Source organism: Terrilactibacillus laevilacticus, assembly GCF_006517395.1.
GTDB lineage: Bacteria > Bacillota > Bacilli > Bacillales > Sporolactobacillaceae > Terrilactibacillus > Terrilactibacillus laevilacticus.
Window position 1 is genome coordinate 202139 of record NZ_VDCY01000001.1, and the last position, 21032, is coordinate 223170.

General features: G+C 34.7%; 18 protein-coding genes, 2 pseudogenes and 1 other annotated feature. Of the genes and pseudogenes, 12 read left to right on the forward strand and 8 right to left on the reverse strand.

Annotation, left to right across the window (positions count from 1 at the left end):
- Window positions 1-96: 96 nt before the first annotated feature.
- The 5 genes from FG390_RS00860 (at window position 97) to fumC (ending at window position 6733) form a co-directional block, all read left to right on the forward strand.
- Window positions 97-549, forward strand: coding sequence for a universal stress protein (locus tag FG390_RS00860; protein WP_141189131.1), 453 nt, complete (start codon window positions 97-99; stop codon window positions 547-549).
- A gap of 187 nt (window positions 550-736) precedes the next feature.
- Window positions 737-2884: an ATP-dependent Clp protease ATP-binding subunit gene (locus FG390_RS00865; protein WP_141189132.1), complete on the forward strand. Its 2148-nt coding sequence runs from the start codon at window positions 737-739 to the stop codon at window positions 2882-2884.
- Window positions 2885-3025: 141 nt separating this feature from the next.
- Window positions 3026-3244 (forward strand) — a binding site (T-box leader).
- 99 nt (window positions 3245-3343) lie between these two features.
- The gene (gene tyrS / locus FG390_RS00870; protein WP_141189133.1) at window positions 3344-4591 is read left to right on the forward strand and encodes a tyrosine--tRNA ligase; all 1248 of its coding nucleotides are present in this window, start codon (window positions 3344-3346) and stop codon (window positions 4589-4591) included.
- Window positions 4592-4776: 185 nt separating this feature from the next.
- A complete protein-coding gene (locus tag FG390_RS00875; RefSeq protein ID WP_141189134.1) occupies window positions 4777-5058 on the forward strand; it encodes a YtxH domain-containing protein in 282 nt (93 codons plus the stop codon).
- A 286-nt stretch (window positions 5059-5344) separates the two neighbouring features.
- Complete coding sequence (fumC, locus tag FG390_RS00880; protein ID WP_141189135.1) at window positions 5345-6733, forward strand: class II fumarate hydratase; 1389 nt, start codon at window positions 5345-5347, stop codon at window positions 6731-6733.
- Between the two features lie 138 nt (window positions 6734-6871).
- On the opposite strand, the gene ltaS is transcribed toward fumC, so the two are convergent.
- The 3 genes from ltaS to FG390_RS00895 all read right to left on the reverse strand — a co-directional run bounded on the left by ltaS (window position 6872) and on the right by FG390_RS00895 (window position 10720).
- Window positions 6872-8833, reverse strand: coding sequence for a lipoteichoic acid synthase (gene ltaS / locus FG390_RS00885; RefSeq protein ID WP_141189136.1), 1962 nt, complete (start codon window positions 8831-8833; stop codon window positions 6872-6874).
- Between the two features lie 877 nt (window positions 8834-9710).
- On the reverse strand, window positions 9711-9824 hold the full coding sequence (locus FG390_RS00890) for a YjcZ family sporulation protein (protein WP_219995036.1): 114 nt from the start codon (window positions 9822-9824) through the stop codon (window positions 9711-9713).
- A gap of 389 nt (window positions 9825-10213) precedes the next feature.
- Window positions 10214-10720 (reverse strand): hypothetical protein, encoded by a 507-nt coding sequence (locus tag FG390_RS00895; RefSeq protein ID WP_141189137.1) that lies wholly within the window; start codon window positions 10718-10720, stop codon window positions 10214-10216.
- 391 nt (window positions 10721-11111) lie between these two features.
- On the opposite strand from FG390_RS00895, the gene FG390_RS00900 reads away from it, so the two are divergent.
- Entirely contained in the window at window positions 11112-12428 is a 1317-nt protein-coding gene (locus FG390_RS00900) for a coiled-coil domain-containing protein (RefSeq protein ID WP_141189138.1), read from the forward strand.
- Window positions 12429-12794: 366 nt separating this feature from the next.
- Window positions 12795-13415, forward strand: a complete 621-nt coding sequence (locus tag FG390_RS00905) for a histidine phosphatase family protein (RefSeq protein WP_141189139.1) — start codon at window positions 12795-12797, stop codon at window positions 13413-13415.
- 90 nt (window positions 13416-13505) lie between these two features.
- On the opposite strand, the gene FG390_RS00910 is transcribed toward FG390_RS00905, so the two are convergent.
- The gene (locus tag FG390_RS00910) at window positions 13506-14462 is read right to left on the reverse strand and encodes a 2-hydroxyacid dehydrogenase family protein (protein ID WP_141189140.1); all 957 of its coding nucleotides are present in this window, start codon (window positions 14460-14462) and stop codon (window positions 13506-13508) included.
- Between the two features lie 782 nt (window positions 14463-15244).
- On the opposite strand from FG390_RS00910, the gene FG390_RS00915 reads away from it, so the two are divergent.
- Both FG390_RS00915 and FG390_RS16180 read left to right on the forward strand, forming a co-directional pair.
- Window positions 15245-16027, forward strand: coding sequence for an undecaprenyl-diphosphate phosphatase (locus FG390_RS00915; protein ID WP_258311531.1), 783 nt, complete (start codon window positions 15245-15247; stop codon window positions 16025-16027).
- Window positions 16028-16157: 130 nt separating this feature from the next.
- The gene (locus tag FG390_RS16180; RefSeq protein WP_141189531.1) at window positions 16158-16223 is read left to right on the forward strand and encodes a YjcZ family sporulation protein; all 66 of its coding nucleotides are present in this window, start codon (window positions 16158-16160) and stop codon (window positions 16221-16223) included.
- 163 nt (window positions 16224-16386) lie between these two features.
- Here FG390_RS16180 and FG390_RS16305 read toward each other — a convergent pair.
- From FG390_RS16305 to FG390_RS15680, 3 genes and pseudogenes are all read right to left on the reverse strand, one after another.
- Window positions 16387-16902, reverse strand: a pseudogene (locus tag FG390_RS16305) (DUF2705 family protein).
- A gap of 95 nt (window positions 16903-16997) precedes the next feature.
- The gene (locus FG390_RS15975) at window positions 16998-17252 is read right to left on the reverse strand and encodes a hypothetical protein (RefSeq protein ID WP_246092668.1); all 255 of its coding nucleotides are present in this window, start codon (window positions 17250-17252) and stop codon (window positions 16998-17000) included.
- A gap of 180 nt (window positions 17253-17432) precedes the next feature.
- Window positions 17433-17654, reverse strand: coding sequence for a hypothetical protein (locus FG390_RS15680; RefSeq protein ID WP_181406314.1), 222 nt, complete (start codon window positions 17652-17654; stop codon window positions 17433-17435).
- A gap of 81 nt (window positions 17655-17735) precedes the next feature.
- On the opposite strand from FG390_RS15680, the pseudogene FG390_RS00935 reads away from it, so the two are divergent.
- The 3 genes and pseudogenes from FG390_RS00935 to yfkAB all read left to right on the forward strand — a co-directional run.
- Window positions 17736-17951 (forward strand): annotated as a pseudogene (locus tag FG390_RS00935) (ATP-binding cassette domain-containing protein); the annotation flags it as partial.
- A 285-nt stretch (window positions 17952-18236) separates the two neighbouring features.
- Window positions 18237-18533: a hypothetical protein gene (locus FG390_RS00940; protein ID WP_141189143.1), complete on the forward strand. Its 297-nt coding sequence runs from the start codon at window positions 18237-18239 to the stop codon at window positions 18531-18533.
- A 138-nt stretch (window positions 18534-18671) separates the two neighbouring features.
- On the forward strand, window positions 18672-19793 hold the full coding sequence (gene yfkAB, locus FG390_RS00945; RefSeq protein WP_141189144.1) for a radical SAM/CxCxxxxC motif protein YfkAB: 1122 nt from the start codon (window positions 18672-18674) through the stop codon (window positions 19791-19793).
- 122 nt (window positions 19794-19915) lie between these two features.
- Here the strand turns inward: yfkAB and FG390_RS00950 are convergent, their stop codons facing one another.
- Window positions 19916-20884 carry a bile acid:sodium symporter family protein gene (locus FG390_RS00950; protein WP_141189145.1) on the reverse strand — a complete coding sequence of 323 codons (969 nt, stop codon included), beginning with the start codon at window positions 20882-20884 and terminating at the stop codon, window positions 19916-19918.
- Window positions 20885-21032: the final 148 nt, after the last annotated feature.

A 21032-nucleotide genomic window follows, 5' to 3' on the forward strand; every position in this document is an offset into this window, starting at 1 on the left:
TAACAATTTGTCACGTTTGCCTAGTTAGAATCATTCATAATCGTGGTATAATAAAAGATGGAAAAGGCTTTCAAATCATAAAATAGGACGATAAGGATGGTGGATTCAATGTATAACATTCTTGTACCTGTTGATGGCTCGGAACCATCAAAACGTGCGATTAATGAAGCTTTAAAGTTAACAAAAGGTCGAGAAGATCAATATCAGATTACTTTGCTTTATGTAAGCACTTCTCCTGCTTACTTCCCAATTTATGCGGAGGATACGGAACAATTAGTTATTAATGTACATGAACTGGAAAGGGCACAAGGGAATAAATTGCTAAAAACATTAAAAGATCAACTTCATGCTGAAAGTGATGTATTGGTCAACACAAAACATTTATTTGGATCCCCCGCTAAAGAAATCTGTCAATTTGCAGATAAAGAAAAAGTTGATATGGTAATTATGGGGAATAGAGGGATGGGGACATTTGGAAAAATGATTCTCGGAAGTGTCAGTAATCGAGTAATTCAAGAAGTGAATGCTCCTGTATTGATAGTGAAATAAAATAAAATATATTTAAGCACTTCGACCTTAGACAACTGTCTAAGGTTTTTTGGTGAAAAATTTTATAAAAATGATTCTAAACACTTGAAAGTCAAAGAAGGTCAGACTATAATATAGACATAAGGTCAAAGATAGTCAAAGTCAAACTTGACCGGATTTTATGATAAATAATTAAGGAGGCATTGCGATGAAATGCAATAACTGTAATGTAAATCCTGCTGTAATCGAAATGAATATTCAAGTGAATGGAAAACTAACACATTTAAATCTTTGTGAAGATTGTTATAAAAAGTTAAGAAATGAAATGAAAATACCAACACCATTTGGTGGTGGATTTGAAGATATGATCAATCAATTTATGCAACCATCAATGGCGTTCAATATGATGGGTCATAATGGTTTAAATCAAGAACAACCAAAAACCGGATACTCATCAAACCATCGTGGTGGTTTGCTCGATGAATTAGGAAATAATATCACTGATGCTGCTAGAAAAGGTCTAATTGATCCTGTTGTTGGCCGTGAAAAGGAAGTTGAACAAGTTATTGAAACACTAAACCGTCGTACCAAAAATAATCCTGTCCTCATTGGTGAGCCAGGGGTTGGTAAAACGGCAATAGCTGAAGGACTAGCTCTTAAAATTGTAGAAGGGCGTGTACCCGCCAAACTTTCAGGAAAAGAAGTTTACTTGCTAGATGTATCCTCTCTCGTTGCAAATACAGGTATTCGCGGTCAATTTGAAGAAAGAATGAAACAACTAATAAATGAATTAAGACAAAGAAAAAATGTCATTGTGTTCATTGATGAGGTGCATCAACTAGTCGGTGCCGGATCCGCTGAAGGTTCCATGGATGCAGGAAATATTTTAAAACCAGCCCTAGCTCGTGGAGAACTTCAAATTATTGGCGCAACGACATTAAATGAATATCGTCAAATTGAAAAAGATTCTGCTCTTGAACGTCGTTTCCAACCTATTATGGTTAATGAACCTTCTAAAGAACAAGCCATAAAAATTTTACAAGGAATTCAATCCAAATATGAAAGATATCACGATGTAAAATACACAGATGAAGCCATCAGAGCCTGTGTGACATTGTCCGACCGTTATATCCAAGATCGTTTCTTACCTGATAAAGCGATAGATCTAATGGATGAAGCGGGATCTAAAGTGAACTTAATGGCTACTTCACAGGATGAAAGTAGTATAAAAGAAAAACTAGAAAAAATTAAGAATGAAAAAACTGAAGCGACTAAAAATGAAGAATATGAACGAGCAGCTAAACTTCGTGATGAAGAAAATGCTTTGATGAAACAATTGGAAGAGGCAGAAGGCGAACAACATCACTCTTCTGTTGTCGATGTGGATATGATTGAACAAATTATAGAAAATCGAACAGGTATCCCAGTAAGAAAACTTCAACAAGATGAGCAAAATAAAATGGTTCATTTAGCTGATGAAATGAATAAAAAAGTCATCGGACAAAAAGAAGCGGTTGAAAAAGTCGCTCGTGCCATCAGACGTAATCGTACTGGATTTAGACGAGGTTCAAGACCGATTGGCTCTTTCCTATTCGTTGGTCCTACGGGTGTAGGTAAAACTGAACTTGCGAAAACGTTAGCTGAGGAGATGTTTGGTGATCAAGAGGCTATGATTCGTTTAGATATGAGCGAATATATGGAAAAACACGCCGTTTCCAAATTAATTGGTTCTCCTCCTGGATACATTGGTCATGATGAAGCTGGCCAACTAACAGAAAGAATACGCAGAAAACCATATAGCATCCTCTTGCTTGATGAAATTGAAAAAGCGCATCCAGATATCTTACATTTATTCTTACAAATACTAGATGATGGACGTTTAACAGATAGCCAAGGACGTACGGTTAGCTTTAAAGATACTGTTATTATCATGACAAGTAATGCTGGAGTATTGGATAAAACGATTAAAGTAGGATTTGGTGGACAAGAAGAAACAAAACCAAATATCCTTGACAATCTTTCATCTTACTTTAAACCAGAGTTTCTTAACCGTTTAGACGGTATTATTTCATTCAATCAATTAACAAAACAAGATCTGGAAAAAATTGTAGATTTATTGTTAGAAGAGACAAAATCGATTGCAGCAGAACGAGGATTAGATTTAGTGATTACAGATCAAGCTAAACAGAAACTTGCTGAATTAGGTTATAATCCAATCTTCGGTGCACGTCCACTTAGACGTGTCATTGAAGAAAAAGTTGAAGCGGGTATTTCAGATGTCTTACTCGAAAATAATCAAGTCAAGACTTTAATTGTTGATGTTCTAGATAATGATATTCACATTAAAACCGAGTAAAGCTAATTATTAAGATCTCAAGGATTTTTATTCTTTGAGATCTTTTTTATTATGATACAGATAGAAGTTATGGAATGAAAAAATTAGATATTCAGTTGACAAAAACGATTTCTTTGTGTAAAACTATGTATAAGTTATATGCTAATGACGATGATAGGAATAAGTAGTGGTTATCTCCATGCCTTAAGAGAACTGATGGTTGGTGCGAATCAGTGTATAGATAATTGCGAATTACCTCCTTGAGTTTTTCCTGGGAAATAGTAGTAGCAGGAAACGGTGAACAGCCGTTATGTAATTAAGTGATCAGAAATGATGTTTTTTGATCATGAAGGATGGTACCGTGCGAACAGCGCTCCTTTTTGGAGGGCTTTTTTATTTTGCTTTTTTTGCTAAAACGGTCACTTATTAAACTATCTGCTGTCAATTGGCAACTGATTTGGAATTTGAGGAGGATTCAATATGGATTTATTAGATGATTTAAAATACCGAGGTCTAATTAATCAAGTAACAGACGAAGAAGGATTACGAGAAGCTTTAAAAAAACCATTGAAGTTTTACTGTGGTTTCGATTCAACTGGTGACAGTCTCCATATTGGTCATCTTATGATTATCGTAACCATGATTCGCTTTCAAGAGGCAGGTCACCTGCCTATTGCATTAGTTGGAGGAGGAACAGGATTAATTGGTGATCCAAGTGGTCGATCTACTGAACGCCAACTTAATGAGCATAACGTTGTGGAAGGTTTTTCTGAACGTATAAGAGAGCAACTAAGCCGTTTCTTGGATTTCAATGGAAAAGCGACTATTGTCAATAACTATGATTGGCTAGGGAATTTATCTCTCATTGCCTTCTTACGAGATATAGGAAAACATTTTCCGTTAAACTATATGTTAGCAAAAGATTCTGTTGCCTCACGTCTTGAAGGAGGAATCTCATTTACAGAATTTTCATACATGATGTTACAATCGTTTGATTACTTAAATCTATATGAAAAAGAAAATTGCCGTTTGCAGTTAGGTGGCAGTGATCAATGGGGAAACATTACGGCAGGGCTTGAATTAATTCGACGCGAGGGACATGAAGAACCTGCTTTTGGTTTGACCTTCCCTTTAATCACTAAAAGTGATGGAACGAAATTTGGAAAATCGATGGGTGGAGCGATTTGGTTAGATCCTGAAAAAACAACCCCATATGAATGGTACCAATTTTGGATAAATACAAGCGATGATGATGTGATTAATTTCTTTAAATACTTTACCTTCTTAACGAAAGATGAAATTGAAGAATATGAAAGAAAAGTAAAAGAAGAACCAGAAAAACGAGAAGCTCAAAAACGCTTAGCCGAAGAAATGACAAAACTCGCACATGGTGAAGAGGCGTTCAATCAAGCTGTCCACATTTCTGAAGCCCTGTTTAATGGTGATTTAAAGTCATTGTCGGCAAAAGATATCCAAGTAGGATTTAAAGACGTTCCATCCCATAAACGTGAGAACAAGGACACTGTTGGATTAATTGATCTCCTTGTTGAAGCGAAAGTTTCTCCATCAAAACGTCAAGCAAGAGAAGACATTTCGAATGGAGCCATTTATATTAATGGGGAAAGACAAACGGACTTGGCCTATACTCTAGATGAAAAAGATCGAATTGACGGCAAGTATACCTTAATTCGGAGAGGCAAAAAGAAATATACTTTAATTGAATTTTAAATTTTAAATAATTCTAGTTCTATTTCAATGTTGATTATTAGATTGTAATGGCAAGCTTTGGTACACTATAGATAGACATATATTCTTCATTTGGTTAGGTTTAAATTACTGAACCTAAGGGAAAATATAAGTTAGTACATTAAAAAGCGAAGATATGTAAAACATGACGAAGGAGGATTTAGACGATGGGTTGCAAAAACAAAGAAAATCAAAGTGGTGTTAGTACCAAAGAATTAATTATTGGTGGCATTGTAGGTGGAACAGTTGGTGCATTTGCCGCTTTAATGTTTGCTCCAAAATCTGGTCAAGAATTTCGTAAAGATTTACAATCAAAAGAGGTCATTAATAAATCAGTGGGCATGGCAAAAACAGTTGGTAATCAATTAAGTAGTCAATCTTCATCTTTAGTATCAAAAGCAAAAGAAGTCGCTCAAAGCATAAAAAAAGAAGATGAGCCGTTTAGTTAAGAAAAATTTTTATCCTTTATTTATATGTAAGGATAGTGCTATTAGGCCAAAGTAATAAATGTGAGTATGAAAAAACATCCCCCAAAGTAGTAAAAACTACCTGTGGGATGTTTTTGTTTAGATTGGGTGTAAAAAATCGATATAGGCAGATAGATCATTATAAAGGTTCGTAAAAACAAATTTTAAAAGAATGATTGTTAACATTTTAAGAGCCAATTGGCTATTTCAATCTTTTTTGATAAGCTATTATTAGTTCACTATTTAATAGGTAAAAGGGGTCGAGTTTGTGGGACAATTTCGAATTGAGAAAGATACTTTAGGAGAAATAAAGGTACCAACAGATGCTCAGTGGGGAGCTCAAACCCAGCGTAGTTTACAAAATTTTGCTATTGGCAAAGAGAAGATGCCAATAGAAATTATTCAAGCGTTTGCCTTGCTAAAGAAAGCAGCTGCCAGCGTTAATCAAAGATTAGGCAAATTAGATAAGAATAAGGCTGAGGCTATTGAACAGGCAGCAGATGAGGTTTTAGAAGGCAAATGGAATGATCAGTTTCCATTAGTTGTATGGCAAACTGGCAGTGGAACACAGTCTAATATGAATATGAATGAAGTTCTTGCTCACCTTGGGAATCGGATATTAGACACCCAAAAGACGCAACTAAGAATTCACCCAAATGACGATGTGAACCAATCCCAAAGTTCAAATGATACATTTCCTACAGCGATGCATATTGCTGCGGTTATGGCTATTAAAGAAAGACTGGTTCCAGCATTACATCAATTGCAAAAAACACTAGAGATTAAATCAAAAGAATTTAATGATATTATTAAGATTGGACGAACTCACCTACAGGATGCCACACCATTAACTCTTGGACAAGAAATTAGTGGTTGGGCTTATATGATGAAAAACATTGAGAGTATGTTAAATCAAACAATTCCTTACATATCATCCTTAGCGATTGGCGGAACAGCTGTTGGAACTGGAATTAATGCACATCCAGATTTTGGACGAATGGTTGCAGAAGAACTAAGTCATCTAACTGGAAATGATTTTGTCTCATCTGAAAATAAATTTCATGCCCTTACTAGTCATGATGAACTTGTCACTGTTCATGGCGTTTTAAAAGCATTAGCATCAAACCTTATGAAGATAGCTAATGATGTACGTTGGTTAGCTAGTGGGCCTCGATGTGGAATAGGGGAAATTACGATACCAGCAAATGAACCTGGAAGTTCTATTATGCCAGGAAAAGTTAATCCAACACAAGCAGAAGCTGTGACAATGGTTGCCGTTCAAGTGATGGGAAATGATAGTGCAATAGGCTTTGCTGCAAGCCAAGGTAATTTTGAATTAAATGTCTTTAAACCGCTCATAGCCTATAATTTCATCCAATCTGTTCAATTATTATCAGATGTCATGGTATCATTTAATAAGAACTGCCTTGAAGGGCTTGAACCTAATATAGATCAAATTAATAAGTATCTCCATGGGTCGCTTATGTTAGTCACAGCTCTTAACCCACATATTGGTTATGAAAAATCCGCTCAAATTGCAAAACTTGCTCATCAAAAAGGAATTTCATTGAAAGAAGCGGCTTTAGAAACAGGAATCTTAACAGAACAACAATTCGATGCTTATGTTGATCCAAAGAAAATGGTTCACCCAAGTTAAGTTAAGGAATAGAGGCATAAAGAAGACTTGACGATTGCGGGGCCGATAAGACGCAGATAGAGGCCTAGTTGCACCAATACTTTATATTTTAAAAAGCATAAAAAAAATCTCCCGGTTTATTGGGAGATTTTTTAGTTATTATTTTGATAAAAATCGTTTTGGTATTTTTTCCTGATCTATAGCGTAATTAATAGCTTCTCTATTTACATTTTTAAAACCCTTAGGTTTATAGAAACGGAGTAGATCACCATATACCACTTTATCAGAAAGCTCAAGTTGTTTTTTCACTATCGCATCGGCATCTTTACCAAGTGATTTATCGACTTTTGTACCTGTTGCATTATCATAAAGCGTTCCGCCGACACTTGTGTACTTATCAGTTACAAAATCACCGTTACGGAAAGGAACAATTTGATGATGTTCTTTAGAAAATAAATCACTGCCGAATTGAACATAATCTTTTGAGTTAATTCCTAATAAATGCATCACGGTAGGTCTAACATCAACATCTCCACCGTAAGTTTTGTTTTCTCCACCTTTTATATTAGGAACGTGAATGAATAACGGAACACGTTGTAATTGAGCATTTTCAAAAGGTGTAATTTTCTTGCCAAGAACTTTTTCCATTGCTGGATTATGATTTTCGGAGATACCATAGTGGTCGCCATATAAGACGATGACGGTTTTATCAAATAGGCCATCTTTTTTCAAATCATTGAAGAATTGTTCAATGGCTTGGTCCATATAATTTGCAGATTGGAAATATTTATTAACGACACTATCACCAAAATCACCTTCAGGGAAATCTGTATCTTCTTTATCCATTCCAAATGGGAAATGGTTAGATAATAAAATATATTTAGAGTAGAAAGGTTGGTGAAGATTTTTGATATAAGAAATCGACTCTTTTAAAAATGGTTTGTCTTTCATACCGTAATTCTTTGTATTTTCAGGTGACATGTTATAATATTTGGAATCAAAGAAACGATCATATCCAAGTGACTTATACATTTCATCACGATTCCAAAAGGATTTTGTATTACCATGGAAAGCCGCAGATTCATATCCTTTTTGTTTCAGTATTTGTGGCATTGCTTCATACGTGTTACGAGCTTTTGTTGTAAATACTGAGCCTTGAGGTAGTGGATATAATGAATTTTCCATCATAAATTCAGCGTCAGATGTTTTACCTTGACCGGTTTGGTGGAAGAAATTACTGAAATATACTGTACTATCATTTCCTCGAGCTAATGAATTTAAGAATGGTGTGACTTCTTGGCCATTTGGCATTTTGTAGTTAATAGCAAAGGATTGAAAGGATTCAAGAGAAATATACATCACATTCATTCCTTTAGCTTTACCAAAATAAACCTTGTTCGGTTCTGCAAAATTAGCTTTTGTGTAATTTACGACATCATTTACATCACTACTATCAGCAAACGCTCTTTGTGCTGATGATCGTGTATTTTGAATAATATCATAAATGGTAAAGTTGTATGCTCCTAGGTATTTTACTAAGTAGTTTCTATCAAAAGTCCTAGATAATAACTGTGGTCGGTCTGCTTCAGCTAAACTTAGATTAACGATAAATGTCATAATAGCACATGCAAAGATGGTTAATACTGCACGAGAACCGACACGCTTTGATTTAACTTTTACGACTTTAAATACTATGAGTAAAATCAGGATGATAGTATCCACAAAAAACAAAACATCGTAAGGTTTCATTAAGGCTTTAGTGCTTCCACCGAGTTCACCAAAGTTTTTTGTTTGTAATAAGTTGGGTGCAGTTATAAAGTCAGTAAAAAATCGATAATAGACGACATTTGCATATAATAAAGCCGATAAAATGAAATTAATAATAATCATTAAGATAAATTGCAGGCGTCCTTTAAAGATCATGGCTATACCAAAGAAGAGTAGTGCCGAACTGATTGGGTTAATAAACAATAGGAATTTTTGCATATTATTGTTTATCCCTAAATTAAACTGGGTAACATATGTGAAATACGTTTTTAGCCAAAATAGGACAGTAACAAGTAGAAAAAGTGAATACTTCTTATTTAATAGAGTCCTTAATTTTAGAATTGAAAGTTTCATATTCTTTCCTCCCAATGACTATTTTATCAGTGTACTGTCGATTTCCGGATTTTGTGTAAAATATCCCATAAACGGGAGTTAAGACAGTAACCTTCATATTACATGAAAAATGCAGGCATAATCTGATGATTATACTTGCAAAAAGAGAATAAAATGATTTTGTTTTTGCAAAATCATTTTAATTAGATCAATCCTGTTATTAATAATATATGGCATGATACTCAAGAGTTAACAATTTCTTAATAATTATAGCTCTTTAACTGTAAAAGTCAAGAATTACAGCGAACCAGAAAATGGAAATGATAACGTTTTATACATGAATAATATCGATATGATACTCATCATGTTTAAAATGAAGTGAGCAGTCCAGACAGATATTTTTTCAATGAAATTAAATAGTTATTCGATTGAACGACTTGTACCAAAATTCACACCATTAAGTGTATATATATGTAATAGAGAGACAATTGATACCTTGTTTGTAAATATTAATTAATAACGATGTTAAAGAGGTTGCTTTAAAAAGCTACCAAATGATAAGCACGAATCCTCGGCGACCGCTTGTTTTTTCCTGTCCTCATGTAGCGGATGCAAGAGAATCTCTGGCTAAAATCGCTCACGTCCTGGGGCTGGCGCCTTGAGTGAGCAAACACAACGCGAGGGATGCCCCGATCCTAAGGAACTGTGCCGCTCTTAGCCTCCGTCGCCCAGGACGGGCTAGTACTGGCGTTCTTGCAGGATGCCAGCGTACTTAGCCAGTAACCCTTTTCATTTGTCATCTTTTCGAACATACACTTAAAGTGAGCATGACTGATTATTTAGACCTGCTTTTTAAAGCAAAAGAAAGGAGTCGGAATGACGACTCCTTTTAAAACTATTAATAACAGTATGCTGTTCCGATAATGACAAGTAAAATAAACAATACAATAATTAATGCGAATCCTGATCCAAATCCGTATGCGCCTTTTCCTTCTGTTTCACAGCCCATCATATCAACTCCTTTGATATTCTAAATTATTGTATGATGGGTTAGGCTGTATTGTGAAAAAGAAAATGGAGCTATGGCCTATGTCATTTCGTCTGCTTAGATTCAAACTTTATGATTATAATGAAAGTTGAAACAAGTCTTATAAAATGAAACTTCAATCAGTGGGGGTTTTCTTCTTCCCCTGCTTATTGTTAGTTTAACCAATCGGGCTTTACGGGCAGTTATCCCCACTTAGGAACGCTTTTTACACTGATTACCTAGAGGGGAGGGGTCTTATCTTAATGCCTGTTAATGCGAGATAAAAAATTCATTTCAATTAAATAAAATCACCATTAATATCTACATTGTTTTAAAATATGAACGCTTCTATAACATTACCTAATCTATTGAATCTATCTAACCCCACGGATTTTTTTGAGCTTTTGTTCATTTTGCGCCACATTTTTAACAAGTGAAGGATGTCTGAGCCAGAGCATGGTGTACCGTCCTAAAAGTATGCCTGCAATCGAAAAGAGATAAATGACGTAACTAGAAGGACCATTTAGATGAAGGGTTAAGTGAAACAGCGAAATAAAAATATACTTTAATAAATAACGGATAGGGACAGAGATAAACCAAACACCTAATGAAATAACAGATCCAGCAATGTACCATGCACCTTCATGATTGATAAGCGGAGTATAGCGACCTTGTAACATTCCAAAACCAAATGATAGAAATAAACTTAAACTTAAAATACTTAGGTCACCGAATTTAATAAAAGGCATTTGTGTTATTGAGTAACAAGCTGTAAAAAGTAGTAATAAAGGAAGCCTATATAATTTAGCTGTTAATGGTCGTTCTTTTAATTGATTGATAATAAGACTCACTAAAATAATACTTCCAATAATAATATACATGATGAACCTCTTTTCTTTAGATGCTTTTAATATTTCAAAAAGTGCTTCTTGAAGGCGTGCTTAACCATTCAAACTAAACTGTGTATACCTTATTTTATGTAAGGGCAAATTGTCCTAAAACATGAGATTCAAATAATTGTTTTTATTTGTTTGAACATTTTTTATTTTTTACAAACATGTAACAAGCAATAATCGACAAAATAAATAAGATTATCTCAAAATGTTACAAATATATTTCATACCGAAATATAAGCTTAATATATTTAGAGGGGTTCATGATGGTATAATAGTTTCAGTAATAGAAGTTGTTCAAAAAGTCACCATTTAAATATTAAACTTACATAGATATAGAGATTACTAGAAAAGAAACGTGATTTTTGGGAGGAGAACTATGAAGAAGAAGCTAACTGTAACTTTAGCCCTGAGTTTAAGTGTGACCTGTGGAAGTTTAGTACCATCCTTTACATATGCAAAAGAATCATTATCTACAATTAACGATAAAACGCAAGCACAACTTTCATTGAAAGATCAGTTATCATCTCAAAAAGCAAAACTTCAAGCGGATATTGATGGTATGAATAAGAAAGTTCTAGACCTTACTGGTCAAGTGTCAAATACGCAAGTCAAAATTAGTAAAATAGAAGACGAAGTATCGACTCTCCAATCACAAATTGAAGATATTCAAGATCGAATCGAAAAAAGAAAAGGACTTCTAAAAGACCGTTTGGAATCAATTTATGTTAATGGTGGTTCCGTTGGTTTTCTAGATGTCATCTTAGGTTCAAAAAGTATTGGTGATTTTCTTGAACGCACCTTCGCCGTAAATGAAATAACTCAGCAGGATCAAAATATCATCGATGATCAAAAGAAAGATGAGAAAGATCTAAGTACTAAGAAAGAACAAGTGCAAACAAAACTTGCTTTGTCTGAAAAGAAAGTAGAACAATTACGCGGAATGCTTCAGGAAGTTCAAGCATTACAAACTCAAAAACAAGTAGCTATGAAAGCACTCAATAGTAAACAAGAAAACGTTGAAAAGAATATTGCACAGCTTAAACAAGTAGCTTTAGACATTAAATCAGCCCAAACAGCTGAAGAAAAAACAAATAATAGCCAACCGACTCTAACAAAATTAAGTGCACCGGTTGAAAAACATACAGCCGTTTCAACTGATTTGACAAATTCTACAGATTCGACGGATTCAACAAATTCAACAGATTCGACAGATAAGACACCTTCAGCTAAACCTAAAAAAATGAAAGCAGCAGCACCATCTCATAAATCTAACAATTTAACAATGTCCGCATCAGTTTCTTCTGGTGGAATTTCAGGTATCTTATCATGGGGACGACAATACTTTGGGCGTTCTACTTATGTATTTGGTGCAGGACGTTCGGCATCAGACATTGCTAATGGACGATTCGATTGTTCAGGATTTGTTTCCGCTGCTTTTAGAGCAAATGGAATTTCTATCCCATCATCGACTTCGGCTTTAAGTGGCGTTGGACAAAGAGTTAGTCCAAGTGACATGAAACCAGGGGATCTCGTATTCTTTGATACATATAAAAAAGATGGTCACGTTGGTATTTATCTTGGTGGAGGAAGTTTTATTGGATCACAAAGTAGTACAGGCGTTGCTGTTGTAAGTATGAATAATTCTTACTGGAAATCACATTTTAGCGGACATGTTCAACGAGTACTTCATTAATCCCAATTTATAATTTTGAACTGTAAATATAGTTAGTGACTATATTTACAGTTTTTTTATGTACATAACAGGTTACGGTGGATTATTTTGATGTATCGTGAGATCTCTTGAATTTGTTTCTTACTTCGTAATACCCCATTTTGATGGTAAAAAAACTCCCAAAAATGAAATGCTTTATGTGGCTTACAATGGCTTTTATGCATGCAAAGTATTGATTCATCTCATAATAATATATCTTATATATGTATATATATTATTACCTTAACCATATATACCCCCAATTTATTGAAGATTATTCGAAAAAAAGGGATATGAAGGCTATAAATCGAATATTTAAGCAATGGGGAATTATGTGGAAGGGGAAGGATGATGAAAAAGCTATATTTAGCCCAACATGCTGAATCTGAGTGGGACGTTGAAGGTAGGTTTCAAGGACGAACAAATTCATTATTAACACATAGAGGAAGATGCCAGGCAGCACTTATGTGTGAGAGTTTACGACATTCATCATTAAGCCTTATCATTTCAAGCCCAAGCCCAAGAGCATTGGAATCTGCTCAAATGATTAGGGGAACAAGAAACGTACCCATTATTCAAGATGAACATTTTTTAGAAATGAATTTTGGTGATTGGGAAGGTCAATTGATGACAGATATAGAAAAATCTAATCCTGTACAATCTGAACTGTTTTGGAATTATCCCCATCTTTTTAAGAATGATAAAGGGGAAGATTTCTACCAAGTACGTGAAAGGGTTTTGCCAAGATTGAAATATATTCTAAATGAATATCGAGGTCATCATTTGCTTGTTATGACGCATCCAATTGTCTATCGCATGATCAATGGTTATTACAATCATATCCCAATTGAAAAAATATGGGATAAAGACCTTGCAACCCCTCCAGGACTAAAGACCATTAATATCGAGGAACCACGGATATATAAAGGGGATATAGTCACGACGGATATCAATACCCCTCTAAATTAATAACCTTCCCAGAAATTGATGGGAAGGTTTTCCGTCAGATGTTTACTTCTTAAAGTTGTCAATGAAAAGTCTACAAAAACTTATTTTTGACTATTGAACAGGCGTTAAAGGTTCATTTCCGTTTAATACCGATAATATATTATTAGCTACAATTTCAGCCATAGCATCTCGAGTTTCTATCGTGGCATTTCCGATATGAGGCGTGATGACAACATTGTCTAATGACTTTAATTCTTCAGTGATCGAAGGTTCAAATTCGAAAACATCAAGAGCTGCACCAGCGATGGTATGTTCTTTCAATGCTACAGCTAAAGCTTTTTCATCAACAATTGGTCCTCTTGCAGCATTAATCAAGTAGGCTGTTTTTTTCATCATTTTTAAGGTGTCTTGATTAATTAAATGATGTATAGAGGGTGAAAAAGGAGCATGAATAGATAAGACATCTGATTCTTTTATGCAATCTTCAAGCGATACATAGTTTGCGTTTGTCATCTCTTCAACGTCTTTTGATTTCCGATGAGGACCATAATAGATGATATTCATATCAAAAGCTTTTGCACGCTTTGCTACAGCTTGTCCGATACTTCCAAGACCTATGATTCCTAGAGTTTTTCCTTTGAGTTCAGAGCCCAAAAAGAATAACGGAGCCCATCCATTGAATCCTTTCTCACGGCACAAACGGTCTCCTTCTGGCATCCGCCTCATAATAGATAAAATAAGCCCCATCGTTAGTTCCGCCGTTGCATCCGTTGAAACACCCGGTGTATTTGATACATATATTTGATGTGCTTTTGCTGATTGAATGTCGATATTATCATAACCTGCCCCAAAGTTTGCTATAATTTTAAGTTTTGAACCTTGCGATATCACTTTATCTGAAACTTTGGTTGATAATGGACAAAGTAAGGCATCAGCTTCTTTTACTCCTGAAATCAACTCTTCTTCTGAAATTAGTGACGCGTGATCATCAAACATGGTGACCTCATGAGTATGTAACAGATCCAGAGCAAGCTGTGGTACTCGACCAGCAATAAAAATCTTAGCCATATTTATCTCTCCTTCGGTAAATTCATATCTTTATTGTATCAACCGATTTTCTATTAGCAAATGAAAAAGAATAGAGATTTGATTTTATCTCGAAAAATCGTGACATTTTTATGAAATTAACGCACAAAAAATGGAATAATTATATTTTTACTATAGAACATACGTGTATAACATAAATAGGACATGATATAACATTTTGATCAATAGAAGGAGAGGAAACAAGTGTTGTGTTGCATTTACCTAAAATAGTTGATGATACATCTATCGGAAGGCAAGTAGATTTATAAAGAAATCAGCTTGTTATTTTTTATGTGACAAAATTGTAAGATTGATGATCAAGATTGTAAGGTTAAAAGCGGGAAAGACAGTCTATTATTCCATTACAATAATGAAGAAGAAAAAGAAGTGGGAGGTTAATCAATGAACAAGTGTTACATGTTGACGGACAGATGAAAGTTTATGGTTAAAAAGGAACAAGTTAGACAGGCTTTGTTGGTATAGATTTGATGATTTATGAAATAGCCGAGAACACTCGTGACTTTAGTCATGAAAGGTTCAGGAGGGACAGTTTGTTGAGGCTATTGGGTGCGTAAAAGATACTCTTTTAAATGCATTATCCACGATTGACAAACCGATTGATGGAAAAAGCGTCATTGATGGATCTGATATTGTAAAAATATATGAAAATGGCTATCCAATTTTAGAAGAGAAAAACAAAACATTAGCCACCAACATAATGAATCAAGGAGGGGTGTAAGCTGGATATTATTAATGGGATCATTATGGGAGCTGTCGAAGGATTAACTGAGTTTGCTCCCGTTTCATCGACTGGACATATGATTTTAGTTGGACATTTATTAGGAATTGAAGGTAACCAAAAAGTGGCTACATTTGAAGTTGTCGTACAACTAGGTTCGATCTTGGCGGTTGTTGTTGTTTTTTGGGAACGTATCCTAAATATTATGGGATTTAATACACGACTACGAGAAGAACATGATCTAGGGAAATTAAGGTATACTCATATCCTAATTGGGATCTTGCCTTTTTTTCTTGTAGGGACTTTATTTTATGACTTTATTAAAAGTCTCTTTAAACCAGAAACCGTCGTTCTTTCATTGATCCTAGGCGGGATCCTTATGATCGTTGCTGAACTCATCAGACCATCACAACCCATGACACAAACACTTGATCAAATCACGTATGGACAAGCTGTAGGAATAGGACTCTTTCAATGTTTAGCCATTATTCCTGGTTTTTCAAGAATGGGAGCAACTCTTTCGGGAGGCCTATTATTAAACATAAACCATAAAACAGCATCAGAATTCAGTTTTATTATGGCTATTCCAATTATGTTTGCAGCTTCAGGTAAAGACTTATTGGAAAATTGGAGTGAACTTCAGATCAATGATTTACCCCTATTTATCGCTGGTTTTATTACGGCTTTTATTGTTGCCCTAATTGCCATTCGATTTTTCCTTAGTTTAATTAATAAAATAAAATTAATCCCTTTTGCGCTATATCGATTTATACTCGCAATTCTTTTTTGGCTATTTATTCTTAATTAAAGATCAAATCCCAATACGACTAAAAGTGTTTGGGATTTTATTATTCTACTTAAAAGGAAAAAAGGACAAATGCCAAAACACAATGAGGAGGTTACTCATATGATGTAGTAAAGCGTAAAGGAGGCTATTTATGTTTGTATTGATTGTTGTGATGTTTCTTCTCCTTATCATTATTGGTGGCGTTTTTAGATGGTAGATATTTTACAATAAGCTTTGTTTTACTTCAATATGAATAACAGAACGTAATGCGATCTATAAAACCAGTCTTTTTAGTATTTAGATATGATATTCATATTTATATACACCTGGAACCCCTAAATGGTTTTAAGGTCATACAGGTGTATATATAAGAAAATAAATTAAGCTGCAACGTCACGTTTGGTAAAGGATAACCAACCGAGAATGACAAAGATGACATAATAAACAGCATGAACAGAAAGAGAGAAGCCCACCGTCATTCCTTTTTGAAATGGGGTTCCATTTATATATTGATGAAGGTCCATATTAACAAAGAGGATATATTTAACCCAATCAAAACGACTCAAGAATTGAACAATAATGGAACCACCCATTGTCAGAAAAATAGAGATACCAATGGCCATGGCACTATTTCTGAAGATGGAGGCGATCGCCCGCCAGCGTCACCATCATAACAAGGGTAATACAAGTAAACCATATTGTTTTAGTTCGTAAACAACCCAATTTGTTTCGAAAACATGGCCATCTACATACTGAAGATTGGCTGCACTTAACCCACCAAATCCAAAAAGAATACCGCCAATGAACCAAGAAACAACGAACATAAATAGAATCATGACAAGTGCATAGATTAATGCTGAAATATATTTTGAAAGCAGAACGGAAGTCCGTGACACAGGTCTTATTAATCATAGTTTAATCGTACCCCAACTAAATTCACTTGAGATACTTGTTGAGACGACGATAATCGTGAATATAATGACAACTGACATCAAATTATTTGTTGCATCATCTGTAAAACTCCAAATGTTTTCCCCGTTGTTGGTTTAAGGTTATGATCAATACGATATTCATTTTTTGCAATACGCTCCTGATAATAATTTTTAACATCACCACTCATTTGAGCCACCATTTTTTGATTTTGTTTATTCTGGGCAATTAACTCTTGTTTCCAATTATCAGAAATGACTTTTTCATGAGTTCCAAATTTGATAATTAATCCTGCTGTTAATATGAGTGCAAGCAAAAAGAATGATAAACATCATTTTCGTTGCACTTTAGCGATAAATTTTCATGTTTTCATTTTGAATAAGATTAAAAAAGTTAACCAACTGAAACGCCCCCTGTCACTTCTAAGAACTTTTCTTCGAGTGTTTTTTCTAATGTTTTGATGTCGTAAAGTTTTATATCATCTTTGATTAAAGCTTCACATACTAATGGAATTTGTTCTTTGGTTATTGAAAGTTCGATATGTATCCCCTTGTATCACATTTGAAAGGGATAGTGATTCGATAATCACTTGAGAGCTTTTTTTCGGTTTGTCAACATAAAATTGAACTTGCTGATTTGTATCTGAGTGAACAAATTCATTTACGGTTTGCACACCAATAAGTTTTCCTTTTTGAATAATGCCAATACGGTCACACATGAGTTCCATTTCTGAAAGTAGATGACTTGAAACAATAACTGCGATGCTTCTTCCCGCTGGTATTCGAGAAATGAGACAATATATATTGGTGCTATTGTTGAAAACCCTGAAATGTATAAGTACTTATCCGGTTATCACAACCTAGTTCATTATGCTCGACTGATTAATGACGTTTCAAAAGAAAGAATTGATGAAGTCGTTAAACTTGTCGGTTTATCTGATCGTATTCATGATAAAGTCAAACGATATTCTCTGGGAATGCGCCAACGACTTGGCCTAGCACAAGCGGTCATGAACACTTAATGACTCATTTAAGATAATGAGGATTAAATAATTATTCTCAGAGGATTTATCCCAAAGCCATTTGTCAAGGGATGAAATCAAAAAAAGGCGATACGATGTTTTTCATCTAAAATAGTGGCACATCGACAAAAAAACCCCGTTCAGTGATTTCATTAAATGTGCGAGAATGAGTATAAGAAAGTGATCTATTAATTCTTAAACCATCAGTAAACTTACCGTGGATACATTTTGAATCGTGAATAGTTTATTACATCGTATGAAAAGGAGAGATTAACAGCTATGAATACCATTGTTTCTTTTAAAATATCCTATGAAAATTGCATACTCTCAAAGCTTATTGATTTTTATACTTATTGTGACAAACAAGGATTTGAGTTATATATAAGTCATTTTAATAAAAGTAAAAAAATTACGAGTCTAACTGAAATGTTAACGACTTTACTTACGAACTATAAGCAGGATTTTCTTATTATCGTTGAGGGAAAGAATTCTGAAAGCGCTTTAAAATATCTTGTTTCCTCTGAAACGGCTGGGAAAAAGTTTAAAATCTTATTTCCTACTCAAATTTATATTTAAATAAGATTTATAACACGATATTCCTTATAATCATGATAATATGAAAGAAGAGATCTGTAGTTGTTTTTTCAGAGACGATACACATTAAATTTTTCTAGAGATCTGTTTAATTATTAATGAAAGTAAGGAGTAATGAGGATGCCAACGAATCAGTTAGAACAGATGGATCCAAAGAATGATCCTTGGGAAGCCTATCAAGATATTGACTTATATGGTGAAATGACATTAACAAACATTGAAATAACGACAACCACGCTATGTAATATGCGTTGTGAACACTGCGCTGTAGGATACACCTTGCAAACGAGGGAGCCTGATCCTTTAGCAATTGATATGTTAATAAGACGACTTGATGAAATATCAACATTAAGATGTTTAAGTATTACGGGCGGAGAACCCATGTTATCTATGAAATCCGTAAAAAACGTCGTTGTTCCTTTGTTAAAATACGCTCATGAACGCGGTTGTAGAACACAAATTAATTCGAATCTAACACTCGATCGCAAACGATATGATCTCATTATTCCTTATTTAGATGTGTTGCATATCTCATATAATTATGGGAGTATTGAAGATTTTTGTGATATTGGTTTCGCTGTGATGGATAAGAAACCAGCCAAAGCTCAACGTGAAAAATTTTTTAATCAAATGATTGAAAATGCAAAGTTATTATCTGGAGCAGGTGTCATGGTATCTGCTGAAACGATGATTAATAAACGCACACTTCCATACTTAGAAGATATTCATCGGCAAGTGGTGGAAATGGGGTGTGCACGCCATGAAATTCACCCAATGTATCCAAGTGATTTTGCCTCTGATCTCCAGGTGGCTTCATTGGAAGAAATTCGAGATGGAATACATCGTCTCTTGGATACACGGGATGAAAGGATTTGGATGTTGTTTGGTACACTACCTTTTTATCCTTGCAGCCCAAACCCTGAAGACTTACAACTTATTGAACGACTGTATAAAGCGAAGAATGTGTCACTAAGAAATGACCCGGACGGCAGATCAAGACTAAATATTAATGTTTTTGATGGCGATATTATTGTGACCGACTTTGGTGATACACCACCACTTGGCAACATTAAAACAACAAAGTTAACGGATGCTTTTGAAAAATGGAAGCAGTCAACTCTAGCCAAATCGCTGCATTGCCACTGTCCAGCTGTGAAATGTTTAGGACCCAATGTACTCGTAAAGGACACGTATTATAAAGATATTGATTTTAGTCAAAAGCAGGCGCTCATTTCAAGATGACAAGGTGGATCATATAAACGAAAAAAATGGTAAATAAAAAAGCGGTCAAGGAAAAATGTCTGAATCTCTAGTGACTCCAGTTCAGACTATTGCCTTGACCGTTTTTCGTACTTTTATATAGCTTAAGTTGATGATTTAGTATCATCAATTGATTCATGAACGCTTTCTTTTGTATGCTTACTAAACCAGTTGGCTACAAGAGCGCCTGAAATATTATGCCAAATACTAAAGATAGCACTTGGCACCGCTGCAAGTGGAGAGAAATGAGCCGTGGCAATAGATGCACCTAGTGCAGAGTTTTGCAGCCCAACTTCAATAGCGATTGCTTTTTGTTTTGGTTCAGGCATTCTAAGAAGTCGTGCTCCAAAAAAGCCTAGTGCCAGTCCACAGCAGTTATGAAGAATAACCATGGCGAAAATAATTAATCCACTTTTAGCAATTAAAGCTTGGTTTATAGAAACAACAGCACTTAAGATAGCAATAATAGCGATAACTGATACAATTGGCAATGCTTTAATTCCCGCTTCAATTTTTTTACCAAGAAGTAATTTAACAATAACACCGAGTATAATCGGAACAAAGATAATTTCAACGATTGAAAAGAAAAGATCACTGAAAGATACATCAACCCATTTACTAGCAAGAACCCAAATAAGGAACGGAGTAACGATTGGGGCTAGTAGTGTCGATACAGTTGTCACAGCAACGGATAAAGCGGTATCCCCTTTTGCAAGATAGGTCATAACGTTGGAAGATGTACCACTTGGGCAACACCCTACAAGAATAACACCTACAGCCACTTCTGGTCTTACATGGAAAACCAAAGTTAATAAGAAAGCAATACCCGGCATGATAATGAAATGAAAAAGAACACCAATTAGAACATCTTTTGGCCGAGTAAAAACTTCTTTAAAGTCCTTTAAAGATAACGTGAGACCCATTCCAAACATAACTATACCAAGTAGTGGTGTTATGTATGCTGCGAGCCATGTAAAACCCGCGGGAACGAGGAATGCAACAATAGCAAATAATAATACCCAATAGGCAAATGTACTTCCGATAAATCGGCTTATTCTGTCTAATACCTGCATGAAACTTCACACCTTTTTCTCTGTTTTATGAGATTATACTCTATTTTTCAAAAAAATAAAAATACATAAATAATGGCATTGGTTCGAAATTTAAGCGAATTAGGCTTGTAATATGACATTTGTCATTCAATGAAGTGTTAACTTTCAC